The following is a 13,286-nucleotide window of genomic DNA, read 5'->3' as shown; positions in this document are numbered from 1 at the left end:
GGGCGCTAAGCAGCCGTCGGCATCCGCCAACATAGCCGCCGCTCCCAAGGCCAGGTCAACGCCTCGAAGCCCGTCCTTCGTTCATTGTCGCGAATTACATGCTAAACGGCCGGTTTCAGGCGTTGCCTTTGGCCGGCTCAGCGGCGAGAATGTTCGACATGGCGCCATTTTAGCAATACCCTATCGATCTGTGCATCCGGAACGCGGGCACATATCCCCGTCCCAGTCAACTTTGCCGCTTCCTAAGGCACGAATATCCTGAGAGCCGGGCCGGCGGTCTTCCAACCTAGGGATTTATGCGCCAGCCGCACTATCTCCACAACCTTAGCCCCAGTTGAAATCACTCAACGCTAGGCGCATCGTTCCTTTTCTGTTCTTGAATTCAAATGGGACGCATCCAACTGGAATCGATCAACGAGTTCACCCGGCAAGGCTACATCGTGCGGATCACCTGCGGCGCTTGCAGCAACGCTGCGGACCGGAACCCGATCGATCTGATGTGCGATCTGCACCAACGGCGCCTGGGTTTTCTATCGAGCAGCTCGAGCGACGCATGAAATGCTCGGCCTGCGGCGCGCGGCAGGCGCTCATTCGCCCCTCGCTGGACGGTTCCTAGGCGTCCTTGCTTTTGACCCACGGCTCGTCCGTCCGGTCGATCGCCATCCGATCGGGATAGGGTCGACAGAACTCTCTCGCAGTCTTCGCCGGACCCTCGAGCCAGTCGCTCCACTCATTGCGCCGCAGGACCACCGGCATGCGGTCATGTACGTCAGCAACGTGGATGCATGCCTCGGTCATCACCATCGAATAAGCCGGTCCCCACTCATCGGTGTCGCGCCAGATGCCGGCGATCGCGAAGACCGGCTGGTCGGGAACGGAAAACCAGGTGCGCGTCTTCGCACCCTTCGGCCCCTCGGCTTCGGCAAAGGCGCTGACCGGGATCAGACAACGCCTCTCGGCAAAGCTGTAGCGCCACATATAGCTGTCGAGCTTGTCGGCCCGGGCGTTGTTCACCGGCCGAGGCTTCAGCCATTGCCCCTTCGCTCCCTTGACCGCGAGCGGGAAGCCCCAGGCCATGCTGCGCAGCTCGTCGCGCGCGAAGACCAGGCCGGGATAGCCCGGGTAAACCTCCTCCGCTGCGTTGCCCGCCTGGACAGAAATTGCCCCGAAGAGACGGGCAACCTCGTCGGTCCCTTTGGTCATTCGATAGAGATTGCAGATCGCCAGCCTCCGCTCTGCAGGAGCAATGTGTCAGCGAAAGCGATCTTTCGGGTTCGGTGAACCACCAAATCTCTTCGCGCCTTCTGACTGAGATGTCGGCGAGCTTGTGCTTGAGGGCAAGGTCAATTTCGAGGTTTATGTTTATCCACGCTGACCTCAATGCCAACCTACGCTTTGGCAGGAACCCCGGCGTGGGAGAATGCGTACTCCTCCCCTCCCCTACCTGACAATCGCCCGCCGGTAGCCGGCGGCGCGCGCTTCGGCCTCGGAGCAGAACATCTCTTCGGCCCGCGTGGCGTCGTAATAGGGCATGCCCGGCAGATGGTAGATCCACTCACCGCGCCGGCTGCGATTGCCCTTGATGGCGCAGTCGCCCTGAAGCGTGGGTTGGGCCTGCGTTCGGCGAGCCGTTGGCCTTGGCGACGGACGCGCGGTGCTCTGCCGCTGCGCCAGGCGGTAGGCCTGCGGAAGCTCGAAGGTCGAGGACCAGATGCCGCGCTTCTGCATCTTCGCGCGGATCTCGTCGGCCACATATGCGTCGCTGTAGGAACGGAAGGCGGTGGCCCAGCCATATTCGACAAGCGTGCGGTTGAGCGCGAACCGCCCGGCCCGGCACACGGCGAGCAGGCGATCGTATTGGTCGAGCTCGTCGCCCTGACACACCACGTCGTTGGTACCGATCAGCGCGCGAAGCTGGCGGGCGGATTCCTCGCCGCAATCCCACACCTCCCCATCGCGGGTGCATGGCTGCGTCCCCTCGGGCGCGTCGATCCCGACGAGCCGCACGAGGCGGCCCGCGATCTCGAGCGTGTCGCCGTCGATCACCGTTGCCGGTCCCGAGAGCGTCTCGGCGGCGGCGGGCACGGCCGCGAGCGCGAGCAGGAGGAGAGCCAATATCCGCTTCATGCGGGCAACGCTGCGCGCGGAGGAATGAAGAACATGTTAGCGCGCGCTCCGCTCTCACCCGGAATACGCCATACCGCACCTTTTTCTCCGCCGGGGCAGCCCCTTCAGGCCGTTCCTGCATCGCCTTCAGTCTCGCACTCGGCGAGTCTTTGCATGATCCTCTCGACCAAAGTGTCTTCCGCTGAGAACCGGTCGGACTCGACCTCGGACACCAGCTGGTAACGCACCGCCTCAGAGAGTGTTACAATAGCGGCGGAGACGGCAGCGCGGGCCAGGCGCACATGCACGCTCATTTCTCTTCCCCTTGGCGACCGCGCTCAATCAGCTTTCTGAGGCTGTCTGTAGGGACAAGCGTCATCGCTCCGATCTTGACGATCTCGACCTCGCCAGTGGCGATCAGCTCGTAGAATTTGGATCGGCCTATACCGGTCATCCGGCAGGCATCCTTGATCCGAACGCTGATGGCATCGGGGGCGGGATTGTTACTCATGGCAGGGCTCCTTTGACGGGCTGTATTTACTCGTCGACCGTCGGCTCGCTCGAGCCACGGGCCCAGCCACCTGACGGGCCCTGATCGCCCCGTCCGTTCCCGTCCGCCCGTCGTGATTGCCTCGCCTCTGTAAATGCGCCGCGTGTTGGCCCCGGATTGAAGCTCTGACGGAGTTGTGAGCTGCTTCCCTTCTGTCCATCCGAGAGCACGATCGAAGCCATGAAAATCCTGTGTCAGGTGATGCACAAGGCAGCCACAGACAAAGTCTCCGGCAGGCGCAGTCACACAGCATTTTGCAGACCTGAGATTTGAACGGACAGGCGCTTTAGAACTGCGAGGATTGCCGAACTGGCTCACCCGATCGTCAAGCGCCAATCACGTCACAATTGCGGGCCTGATTACCGTTGGCGCTGTCGAAAATAGCAGTTTTCTGCGGGTTTGAGTAAAGCATGGCGCCATGGCCGTACACATGGCGCCATCGGTGAAAAAGAGAAAAAGGATGTGCAGACAACAGGTTATGGCCCATCGCCCGCAGGGCATGGTGCCATTTCTTTAATCTTGCCCTCGCCCTCCCCATCCCCGTGCTCTCAACCCTTTTTCATGTTCCCTCTATGTTCTATATAGCAATGCATTCAATTCTCCGCCCAAGGACCAGTTGATGCCGATCACCATCCAGCCCGCCGACGCAGCCAGATTGCAGCTATCGGGCGATGCCGAGACGGTGATTACCGTCTCCTCACGCGCCCTTCGCGAAGGGTTTGTGGTGGCAGTTTCTGACGGCACATTGCTGCGCGGACACTCCGATCCAAAACTGCGCGAGTGCAATTTTGTGGTTTCTGTCGAGGGGTCGGGAAGCATCTCGATCGTACGCGGCTCGGGCGGCGATACGGTAAGATTGTCAACGCAGATCGACTGGATCGTCGTCACCGCCGGTGACCACGCGCTGCGCCCCGCAGGCGCTTGCGACGACGATTTGCAGCAGGAATTTCGCTTCGCGGATAAGGAGAGAAAGGCGGCTTAAGCCGCCTTTGCGAGCGTCTCAATCCGCAGCTCGCATGCCTCGCGAACGCGGCTTTGGAGCAGCGTCACGCGCTCCGAAATCCACGCCAGTTCCTCAGGGCTGATGCGGTACGAACGCGAGTAGCGGGCCTTCACATAAGCGTCGCGCAGCAGCGAATAGCTGCGCTTTTGGAACCGATTTTCACGGGGCCAGACGTTGCGCAACGATGGTTCCAGCTCCTCGGCCATCTCGCGCAGCCGGTTCAGATTATGGGTCTTCGGACTGTACAAAGTACGGACCAGAAACAGGCAGTGATAGAGCCGTTCAACGGTCTGATGGAGATCGAACGCGGCAATGTTCAACGCGCCATCTGCCACGGCATGTTCGTACTGGCGAAAGAACTGGCATGCAGTCTCGAACCAGTCTTCGAAATAGTCCCGCGTTTCCTGAAGTGCCTGTTCGGGAGAGAGCGGCTGCGGCTCGACGAAGGAATAGCCGTCCTCCTCGAACAGCACGATGCCATCACGCAATATGTCCATGAAGAAGTAGCGCCCGAGGCGCAGCTTCTCGTTCACATCGTCAAGGCTGTGATAGATGAGGCTCACTGGCGTGCGCAGATGATGTCCCGCCGATAGCTCTTCGAGCAGCCGCGCTTCGGCCTTGTCCCAATATTCCGAAACGTCGGTAAATTCCTCGCGATTGACGACAACGAGCAGGTCATAATCTGAGAAATAGCGCCCGACCGGATCCTCGACCCAGTCGCCGCGCGCATAGCTGCCGAACAGGATGATCTTGAGGATTTGCCCGCCGCGCGTGTGCTCCTGGGTGCGGCGGCTGGTCGAATAGGCGAACCGGTCGTGCAGCACTTCGACCACGTGCGCCAGCTCGCGGCGCTTTCCTTCGGGGAGATGGTCGAGGCTGGTCTTCATGGGGACAGATTCGCGTCTTCGGGGCCAAATGCCAAGCAAATAGATGACCTGTCGGCGGGCTCAAGGCCCGCCGACAGGATCGGTGTGATCCAGAATATGCAGCATCGCAGCAGCGAAATGCTGCTCGACTTCAGTGACGGTGATGCTGAGTTCGTCTGCAATTTGCAGATAGTCGAGGTTCTGAAGCCGTGCCCGCTCGAACACGGCGCGAGGAAGTTCGTCCATGGTCGCAAGCGCCTGTTCGATACGGCGCAGAGCACGGCGATGACGCAAGCGAATGAGCAGCCGGGCGATCATGACCCGCACTCCTGCACAGGCGCCTCCGCATAGCGCAGCAGCCAGTCTGTCGCCTTGCTGGCAGCGCTCGCCGCCCGGAAGATCGCCCGCTCATCCTCGCGCAGCACCGCCAGCCATGCGCCGACATAGTCGGCATGGCGAACACTCGGACGGATCGACAGCGCAGCACAGGTGAACGCGCTCGCCATCTCGGCGACCAGTTCCTCGCGGGCATAGGCAGCACTGCCAAAGGTGCCCGACTGGTCGCGATCAAGCCTGCTGTGATGCCCGGTCCAGTGGCCCAGCTCATGCAGCGCGGTGCGATACCAGTTGATCGGATCGGGAAAGGCACGCTGCTCTGGTACGGCGGCAAAGTCACCTGCCGGAGCATAATAGGCTTCAACGCCTCCAACGCGGAAGTCGGCACCGCTGGCCCGGATAAGCGCATGCGCAGCGGGCACGGCTTCTGCCTCGGACAGCTGTTCCGGTACCTCAGTCAGTGCTTCAGGCAGTCCCTCGCACTGATCGACATTGAACACCGTGAAGCGCTTCAGGAACGCGATCTGCCTTGCCTCGCGTTGTTCGTCCTGCGCGCGCTCGGCCTCATTCTTCGGCGTGAAGCGATCCGCATAGCAGATGCAAATACCATTCTCGCCCTTGCGGACATTGCCGCCCAGGGTTTGGGCCTGGCGAAAGGTCAGCCAGCGCTGCACGCCATAGCCACGCTCCATGACAGCCGCCCAAAGGATCAGGATATTGATCCCTGAATAGCGCCGCCCGGTCGCGCCATTCTCAGGCAGGCTGCATCCGCAAGCGCTCGCATCCCAGGGCTGCACCCAGGGCACACGCCCCGCTTCAAGCTCCGCAATCACGCGATTGGTCACCTCGGCATAGAGGCTCTGTCGTACATTCCCGCTGTTCCGTTTCATGTCCTCACTCCTTCCTCAAACACCACACCGGCCCCGGAAGGGGGGTGGGCGGCGAGGAGCGGACCGGCAGTCCCGCTTGAGCGGCGGACTGCACCCGAAGGGCTGCAACGAAGTGTAGGACTCGCCAAAGGCGGGTTGCGGCACGCCGTGACGGGACTAGAGGGGAGCGTCGCCTACCCCCCTCCCGCGGCCGGAATACCAGCGCCAGCGCGTCAGCGCTGACCGCATCTTTTCGCTGCGCGCAGCGCAGCGTCGGCTCCGAAGGAGCCCATAGAATCGCTCTTCGGGGCCGACACGGCGGTGTGTGCGCAGGCCGTGCGCTAGCCGCCGCCGTGTCCTCCGGACGGATCGCGTGCGCCACGCGAAAAGCAAAGACGTTGCGACCTCTGGCGGTTTGGAAAAAAGCCGCCAGTGCGCACCAACTGAACCCCACGTTCCGCTTAACCGGCACCTGCCGGATCCAGCGTTAGCTGATCATTACTGCGTCAGCGGTCGAGACCCATCAAGGGGCTCGATAGAGTGCCAACGGAACAAAGCACGGTTGCGCCGGTGGCGCGAAACGCCACTTCCGCACTGGCTGCTTCGCGCCCTAAATTCAGCCCTTAGAGATGCTCTCACTGAAGCTCGAAAGCCGCTGTTCGTTCAAGATGAAAAAATGGCAGCTCAAACGAGAGGCGTATCGCGTCAGAATCGTTGGGTGGTTCTCCTGCGCCTCGTGAACAGCAGGCGGTTTCAACGCTCCCTGGTTCGATAGCGAACCGCTCCTTGGAGCCGACATTAACCCCAATTTAAGCATTCATATACAGGCCTTGAGACCCCATCAGCCCCAGACGGGGCTGGCTTTCAGAACACAAGAGGCACTGGTGCACTCGCTCTCTATCCGAATCATCGTATTATGCGCCCTGCTGTGTGTGGTGTTGGCCCTCTTTGGCGGCCTCCTCATCTTCACGGCGGCGCAGACAAGAGAAAGCTTGCACTGGATTTCGCACTCATCGCGCGTGCTGGGCACAGCCGGCCAATCGATAAATCACCTCCGTGCAGCAGAAAGCGGGCAGCGGGGCTTTCTCTTAACGAGAAATCCTGAGTTTGGCAGAACGGTGGAGAGCGAACTTCTGGCATCGCAGGACGCTGCCGCCCACCTTGTTCAACTTACCGCGGATAATGCGCTTCAGAGTCAGCGAGCGCAGCGGATACAAGAGCTGATCGAAGAACGTGCCGCCGGTCTGAATGCCGCCTTCAAGCTGGGACAGCAAAGAGACTTTGAAGGTGCTCTAGAATCTGTAGCCACCGGTCGGGCAAGAGCGATAATGCCAGTTCTAGAGGCTCGCATTTCTGATTTCATCGCCGAAGAACGCTCGCTTTCCGACGAGCGAACCGAACGAGCCGGGAACTGGCTCGAGCTGATTCGTCTGCTGGTCTTTTTCGGCATACCGGCGGCTGTAATTGCCGTCGGGGGAATGGCTGTTTCGCTCATTCGCCGCATCCAAAGACCTGTTGAGCAGATTTCTGCTGTCATGGGTCGGCTGGGGGCAGGAGATCGCACTGCTCGGATTGAAACAACAATGGCATCGCGTGAGTTCGCCCGGTTGGCAAAAGGTTACAATACGATGGCCGCCGAACTCGAAGCGGCCGTTTCCGACCAGACACAAAGTGCAGAACAACTTCGCGCTGCCAATAATGAGCTCGCCCTGAATGCCGACATTCTGCGCAAGCGCGGAGAAGTCATCGAGTTACTGGGCGGAATGGCCCATCGGATGCACTCGGCTCGCACGGATGAAGAGCTGGCATCGATAATCGAGGTCTTCGTGCCACGCGTCCTCCCCGGTGTTCCAGGCGCTCTCTATGCCCATAATAACTCGCGAAACCTGTTGCTGCCTATCGCTAGCTGGTCGGAGATGGAAATCGAGAGGGAAGGTTTCTCACCGGAACAATGCTGGGCGTTGCGGCGCGGGCAGAGCCACTTCGTCACCGAAGCAGGGAGCGATATTGTATGCGCTCATGTCCCTGCAGACACGGAACAATACCATTGTGAGCCGCTGCTGGCAGGCGGTGAAGTGATCGGTGTGGTCTACCTCGAAGGCGTGATCGACGAGGAGGCGCATTTCCGGCTTACCGTTCTGACCGAGAACATCGCTTCGGCGCTGGTGAACCATCGCTTGCAGCGTGGGCTCAGAGAACAGACGATCCGTGATCCTCTGACCGGCCTGTTCAATCGCCGATACATGCAGGAGATGCTGCATCTGGAAATCGCCCGCGCGGCGCGAAACGGCACCCAGCTGAGCGTGGTGATGTGCGATGTCGACCACTTCAAGCGCTTCAACGACGAGTTTGGCCACGACGCCGGTGATGCTGTGCTCCAGGCAGTTTCCACCGAATTGCGCAAGCGGTTCCGGGACGGCGATGTGGTCTGCAGATATGGAGGCGAGGAGTTCACCATCGTCGCCCCCGACACCATGGCGGATGTGCTGGCTGCAAGAACCGAGATCGTGCGGCAGGCGATTAGCGAACTGAATATCAAACAGGGCGGACGGACGCTGGGAAGCACTTCTATGTCATTTGGGATCGCGAGCTGGTCCGAAGGAATGGATCGTGAAGGCACAGCCCTTATACAGGCAGCGGACGCGGCTCTTTACAGGGCCAAAACCGCCGGTCGAAACAGGGTGGCAGTGGCTCAAGACCTTTAGACAAGGGAATGGGCGATTGATGGTTCTGCGACGGTTGGGTCTGAACCCGGCCAGTCTGCAATGTGCCTCAAATTCGGCCATTCGGCATGAATAGCGTCGCTCCCGATAACTGCCGCCTGTTCGGGTTGAGCGCGGAGCACCACCCACCCGCTTTCGCTTAGAATTCAATGAGCAATGAACCGATCACGCCGCCCTCCGCCACTGATCCCAGCTCATCGGATGCGCCTTGGCTCGTATCCACGTAAGAAAGCAAGCCGGTAAGCATGCCTAATGTGTAGCTCGCTCCGAGTTCCCAATCCCATTTGCTGTTGTAGAAGCCGTCTTCGTAGCCACCGCGCACCAGCACGGTCCACCCCCTGCCGACATCTAAAGCGGAAGAAGCTCCTACATATAGATTTGCTTCGTCGAGGTTCGCTTGATGGGGCGCCAAGGCGCCCTCCAGCCCGAGCGTGATTGGCCCGATCGATGTCTCGACCTGGGCGATCATCTCGACGTAATCCGTGCCATCGCCGTGCGGGTAGAGATAGCCATAACCTCCAGCGCGCCACGCGACCGCACCTAGGGTTCCTTGCAGCCCGGCGTAGAAGTCGACCTCGGTATCAGCACCTTCGTATTGCGCGATGGTGGAAGCCCAGGTGCCAAGAAAAAATGGTCCCGTCTCGAGGTCAATGCCACCTTGAACAGCTGGCTCCTTTCCCGAAAGGCTGACGCCGCGGAAGCGGTAGTCTGATACGATTCCCGCATTTGCAGAGAGATCAACCTCGCTCTCGGCGAGTGCATCCGAGGGGGCCGCTGCCAGCAAGGCCGCCAACGCGCCACAGACGGCGTCTCTTGCTTTCATGCCGCTGAACGCCCGACTCCCCTGTCGCGGTCGGTGGACTGCGACGTCGTATCGACGCCGAGAAGGTCATCGATCTCTCTAGCGCTTGCCGGGTGTGCTAAGAGGAAACCTTGCAGATCGTCGCATCCGATCCCCTCAAGGAATGTCTTTTGCTCATCGGTCTCCACACCCTCTGCGGTGGTGCGGAAGCCGCTGGAGCGGGCCAGATCGACGATCGCCTGGATGATCGCGCTGCCGCCTTCGCGGCTATCGATCTTGTCCACGAAGGTGCGGTCGATCTTGACCCGGTCCACCTCGAACTTGTTGAAATGACTGAACGACGAATAGCCTGTGCCGAAGTCATCGAGGGCAACGCGCACCCCGAATTCCCGCAGAAGGCGCAAATTGGTAGCGCACTGACTTTCATCATTGAGGACAGCCGTCTCAGTGATCTCCAGTTCAATGCGACTTGGCGGTATCGCCTCTTCGGCGATGATTCCAATCACGCGCGTCGCGAAATGGGGATTTCGAAGCTGAACCGGCGAGACATTGATCGAGAGTGTGTGGAGAGGCCAGTTGCGTCCGTCGCGGCACGCTTGCCTGAGGACCCATTCGCCGAGAGGCTCGATAAGGCCGATCTCCTCCGCAACGGGAATGAATACCGCCGGAGGTACGTTGCCGCTTTCAGGGTGCTGCCAGCGGATAAGGGCCTCGGCTCCCACGATCCGATGATCGGTCGCCGAATAGGTGGGCTGATAGACGACGGATAACTGATCGCCAGCTTCAAGCGCAGATCGCAAATCCTTCTCGGCATTTCTTCTTGCGCGGATCGGCTCGTCCATCGCCGGGGCGAACAGCAAAAATTGCCCGCGCCCGCTCGATTTCACCTCGTACAGTGCAATATCCGCCCGGCGGGTCAGCTCCTCTGCATTGAGGCCGTCCTTGCCCGCCAAGGCCACGCCGATGCTGACTCCCACGTGCACAGGGCTTCCGTCGATCACGAATGGCGCGGAGGCGGCGTCAATGATCTTGCTGCAGAGCCGTTCTACATCTTCGACGGAATCGATATCGGTCTGGATCACCGCGAACTCATCCCCCCCGAGCCGAGCAGCGGTGTCGGCTGCGCGGATTACTCCGCTCAGCCGGGCGGCGAATTGCTGGATCAGTTGATCGCCGGCCGCATGTCCGAGAGTGTCGTTGACGTTCTTGAAACGGTCCATATCGAGATAGAGCAATGCGAGACGGTGTTCGGCCGTCGTTCGAAACACAGTGAGCGCCTGACTAAGACGATTTTCGAATAAGGCTCTGTTGGGCAGACCCGTGAGGTGATCGTGGAAAGCCAAGTGCTGGACGGCATCGTTACTCTCGCGAAGCTCGAAGGTCCTTCGGGTGATGCGGCGCACCAAAATGAAGAGAACCGCTGCCAAGAGCAGGGACGCGATGCCCAGAACCGGGGCGAGCCAACCGAACACCGATTCGCCCGGCGCAAAAGATCGCCAGGCGAAATATCCTACGATATTGCCATTGCGCGAATGCAGCGTCTGCACGCTCTCGTCGGGCGTGAAGTGAGCTGTCGTGGTGAAACGTGCGTCATCAAGCTCGTAGGCGCTGCGGATCTCATCGACGAAGGTGCCGTCGAGCCGCCGCACTGCAACATGCACGAACTCAGTTCCTGGAGCCTGCTCGATCTCGCCGGTATCCGAGGTGATGGGTTTGACGCTGACAATCGATGGATGACCGTCGACCACCAAAAGGTCAGTTGCTGTGGGGCTAAGCTGGTCAGCGGTCAGCTCTACCGAAGCGGAATTCCGCATTTTGTCCCGCAACTCTCCGACGAGTTCCAAAACCTCTTTGCCCGCCTGATTGAAGTCCTCGGGTTTGCCGCGTTCGCCGCCCCGCATGCTGTATAGCGGCTCGTCCGAGCTGTTGAGAACGTAGGCGCCGTCATGACCATAGTAGTCGTGCAGCCATATTCCGAGGTTATTGTCGAACCACTCAAGATCTAACTGACTTTGGCGCACCTGATGGATCGCCTCGTCCCAGACCGTTACGCTCTCCTGGTCATGGGCAATCTGCGCGGCGCTCTGCCGAAGTACGTTCCCGATCAATCGATGCTGCCGTTCTCTCGAGAGCGTGTCGGCCGATGCGGTCGACCAGTAAAGCAGGGCGAGAATGCCCAAAGCTGCCAGCAGCACGCCGACCAAGGCCCCGATAGCCGGGGCGATGGACGTCGCTGGGACGTTTCTCAACGGAATCGAGGATGCAACTGGCGACATGATCGCCCCTTGGCACCGCATAGATTAAAAAAATCGCATCACGTGTTACAGGCCACACCTGCGATGAGGTTTACGATTGCGCCTCATCGCGTTGATGAGAGTCCTCCGCACCCCCGCGAAACAAGGCAGCAGTCCGTCGGCTTTGCCTCAACGCGCCTGCAGAACAGACAGTCAGATCCCGGCCCAGGCGGCGAGATCCTGAGCGTTACATCTTCGGCCATTTGGGCCGAGGAGAAATGCAATGGGATACTCACGTTTTGATGCAGCAACGCGGCACCGTCCGGCTTGGAATGCTGGCAAGAATGTCGGAACCAAGCGACCACTGACACAGAAGCAAATCTGGGCGATCCGCTTTCATCTCGATCGAGAAGGACGATTGAGAGACAAGGCTCTTTTCGATCTCGCGATCGACAGCAAACTGCGCGGATGTGATTTGGTGAAAATCAAGATCGGCGACGTGGTCGCGGGTGCCGAGATTCGCAATCGGGCAACCGTCATTCAGCAGAAGACCAACCGACCGGTACAATTCGAACTGACAGCCGACGTGCGGGCCACATTGCTAGCGTGGCTTGAGCGTCGAGGCGGCTCAATTGGCGATTATCTGTTCCCCAGCCGTATCGACGTCGCAGGCCATATGAGCACGCGACAGTATGCACGCCTAGTTGACGAATGGGTAACGGCGATCGGACTGCGGAAGGCTGAGTACGGCACGCACTCGCTTCGGCGGACGAAGGCAGCGATGATCTATCGTGCAACCGGGAACATCCGCGCGATCCAGATCCTGCTTGGCCACACGAAGATCGAAAACACTGTGCGCTATTTGGGCGTCGACGTTGAAGACGCTTTGCTCTTAGCCGAGCGAACTGAAATCTAGCCGAAGAAGTGGTCGGTCCGCAGTGTGATCGACCGCTTCCAGGGCGGCAAACCCATACGATATTCGGCCGAAATGGGGTGGGAAGCGGACACAGCCGTTCGCCTTGTTCACACCTACATCACTTCTGGTGCCGAGGGGTCTCGGGCGATTTTAGGAACGCCGGAAGTCACTAGGCGGAGTATTTGAAAGCCAACCCACGCCTTTCCAATGATCGACCTTGATTTCTTCATCTCCAGCCCGAGCAGCGTTCTGCGCGCAAGTATATTCCCCTCGGCAGCGGCCTCTTGGAGTAGAACCATGCCTTGCTGTCTCTCGCTGGGCGAACGGTCGTCCCCGACAAGAATACGGCCGTATCGGCACATCGCGGGGGTATAGCCTTGAACAGCGCCTTCCTCGTAAACGCTTCTTGCTTCGCTCTCTCTTCCGAGATCGCTCAAAACATCGCCCAACCCGAGGAGGCCATACTGAGAGCCTGTCTCCGTCGATTGCCGGTAATAGACAGCCGCCTGCTCTAAGTCCTTGCTATGGCCTTTACCCCGTTCGCACATCCAGCCGAGAGCGTTGAGAACGTCCGGTTCGTTGCTGGGCAACAGCGCACTAAAATCTCTGAATGCCGTTTCGTAGTCATAGCGCTGCATCGCAGCCCAAGCGTCATCCTTGATTTGGCTCTCTGTGCGGGTGTCAGTTGTAGTCATCGCGTAAAAGCTATTGGCAAACTCGAGTGACCGCAATCGGGTCGTCTGCAGAATGTCGGCTTTCTACAGTTTGCCAATCGAAAGCTGACTGACAGCAACTGGCCCATTCACGGCGCTCATTCACTGGCTAACTGAAGGCTACTTTCAGCATTGACGAATTGGCGCTTCGATGGCCGACATGGGGTG

Annotated in this window: 13 protein-coding genes; 3 read left to right on the top strand and 10 right to left on the bottom strand. The window is 59.8% G+C overall.

Going from position 1 to position 13,286, the window contains the following annotated elements; all coding sequences use genetic code 11:
• Window positions 1-612: 612 nt before the first annotated feature.
• The 4 genes from ABDJ38_RS16660 to ABDJ38_RS16645 form a co-directional block, all read right to left on the bottom strand.
• Entirely contained in the window at window positions 613-1,221 is a 609-nt protein-coding gene (locus tag ABDJ38_RS16660; protein ID WP_346786265.1) for an SOS response-associated peptidase, read from the bottom strand.
• Between the two features lie 219 nt (window positions 1,222-1,440).
• Window positions 1,441-2,127 (bottom strand): thermonuclease family protein, encoded by a 687-nt coding sequence (locus tag ABDJ38_RS16655; protein ID WP_346786263.1) that lies wholly within the window; start codon window positions 2,125-2,127, stop codon window positions 1,441-1,443.
• Between the two features lie 104 nt (window positions 2,128-2,231).
• Window positions 2,232-2,420: a hypothetical protein gene (locus ABDJ38_RS16650; RefSeq protein WP_346786262.1), complete on the bottom strand. Its 189-nt coding sequence runs from the start codon at window positions 2,418-2,420 to the stop codon at window positions 2,232-2,234.
• Window positions 2,417-2,617: a helix-turn-helix domain-containing protein gene (locus tag ABDJ38_RS16645; RefSeq protein ID WP_346786261.1), complete on the bottom strand. Its 201-nt coding sequence runs from the start codon at window positions 2,615-2,617 to the stop codon at window positions 2,417-2,419. The genes ABDJ38_RS16650 and ABDJ38_RS16645 overlap by 4 nt, the downstream gene beginning before the upstream one ends.
• A gap of 658 nt (window positions 2,618-3,275) precedes the next feature.
• On the opposite strand from ABDJ38_RS16645, the gene ABDJ38_RS16640 reads away from it, so the two are divergent.
• Window positions 3,276-3,638 carry a hypothetical protein gene (locus ABDJ38_RS16640; protein ID WP_346786260.1) on the top strand — a complete coding sequence of 121 codons (363 nt, stop codon included), beginning with the start codon at window positions 3,276-3,278 and terminating at the stop codon, window positions 3,636-3,638.
• On the opposite strand, the gene ABDJ38_RS16635 is transcribed toward ABDJ38_RS16640, so the two are convergent.
• Genes ABDJ38_RS16635 through ABDJ38_RS16625 form a run of 3 tightly spaced genes read right to left on the bottom strand, consistent with a single transcriptional unit; the run spans window position 3,635 to window position 5,751 of the window.
• Window positions 3,635-4,546 carry a HEPN domain-containing protein gene (locus ABDJ38_RS16635; RefSeq protein WP_346786259.1) on the bottom strand — a complete coding sequence of 304 codons (912 nt, stop codon included), beginning with the start codon at window positions 4,544-4,546 and terminating at the stop codon, window positions 3,635-3,637. The genes ABDJ38_RS16640 and ABDJ38_RS16635 overlap by 4 nt on opposite strands.
• A gap of 60 nt (window positions 4,547-4,606) precedes the next feature.
• On the bottom strand, window positions 4,607-4,843 hold the full coding sequence (locus ABDJ38_RS16630; RefSeq protein ID WP_346786258.1) for a sigma factor-like helix-turn-helix DNA-binding protein: 237 nt from the start codon (window positions 4,841-4,843) through the stop codon (window positions 4,607-4,609).
• Window positions 4,840-5,751, bottom strand: coding sequence for an ArdC family protein (locus ABDJ38_RS16625; protein ID WP_346786256.1), 912 nt, complete (start codon window positions 5,749-5,751; stop codon window positions 4,840-4,842). Before ABDJ38_RS16625 ends, ABDJ38_RS16630 begins: the two co-directional genes overlap by 4 nt.
• A gap of 860 nt (window positions 5,752-6,611) precedes the next feature.
• On the opposite strand from ABDJ38_RS16625, the gene ABDJ38_RS16620 reads away from it, so the two are divergent.
• A complete protein-coding gene (locus ABDJ38_RS16620; protein ID WP_346786264.1) occupies window positions 6,612-8,435 on the top strand; it encodes a diguanylate cyclase in 1,824 nt (607 codons plus the stop codon).
• A 157-nt stretch (window positions 8,436-8,592) separates the two neighbouring features.
• On the opposite strand, the gene ABDJ38_RS16615 is transcribed toward ABDJ38_RS16620, so the two are convergent.
• Both ABDJ38_RS16615 and ABDJ38_RS16610 read right to left on the bottom strand, forming a co-directional pair.
• On the bottom strand, window positions 8,593-9,276 hold the full coding sequence (locus ABDJ38_RS16615; protein ID WP_346786255.1) for a TorF family putative porin: 684 nt from the start codon (window positions 9,274-9,276) through the stop codon (window positions 8,593-8,595).
• A complete protein-coding gene (locus ABDJ38_RS16610; protein ID WP_346786254.1) occupies window positions 9,273-11,531 on the bottom strand; it encodes a putative bifunctional diguanylate cyclase/phosphodiesterase in 2,259 nt (752 codons plus the stop codon). Before ABDJ38_RS16610 ends, ABDJ38_RS16615 begins: the two co-directional genes overlap by 4 nt.
• Window positions 11,532-11,772: 241 nt before the next feature.
• Between ABDJ38_RS16610 and ABDJ38_RS16605 the strand changes: the two genes are divergently transcribed.
• Window positions 11,773-12,405 carry a tyrosine-type recombinase/integrase gene (locus ABDJ38_RS16605; protein ID WP_346786253.1) on the top strand — a complete coding sequence of 211 codons (633 nt, stop codon included), beginning with the start codon at window positions 11,773-11,775 and terminating at the stop codon, window positions 12,403-12,405.
• A 113-nt stretch (window positions 12,406-12,518) separates the two neighbouring features.
• Here ABDJ38_RS16605 and ABDJ38_RS16600 read toward each other — a convergent pair whose 3' ends face one another.
• Window positions 12,519-13,100: a tetratricopeptide repeat protein gene (locus ABDJ38_RS16600; RefSeq protein WP_346786252.1), complete on the bottom strand. Its 582-nt coding sequence runs from the start codon at window positions 13,098-13,100 to the stop codon at window positions 12,519-12,521.
• Between the last annotated feature and the right edge of the window lie 186 nt (window positions 13,101-13,286).

The organism is Aurantiacibacter flavus (assembly GCF_039710615.1).
Lineage (GTDB): Bacteria > Pseudomonadota > Alphaproteobacteria > Sphingomonadales > Sphingomonadaceae > Alteraurantiacibacter > Alteraurantiacibacter flavus.
The sequence above is the reverse complement of the archived record's forward strand: the minus strand, read 5'-3'. Positions and strand labels throughout refer to the sequence as shown.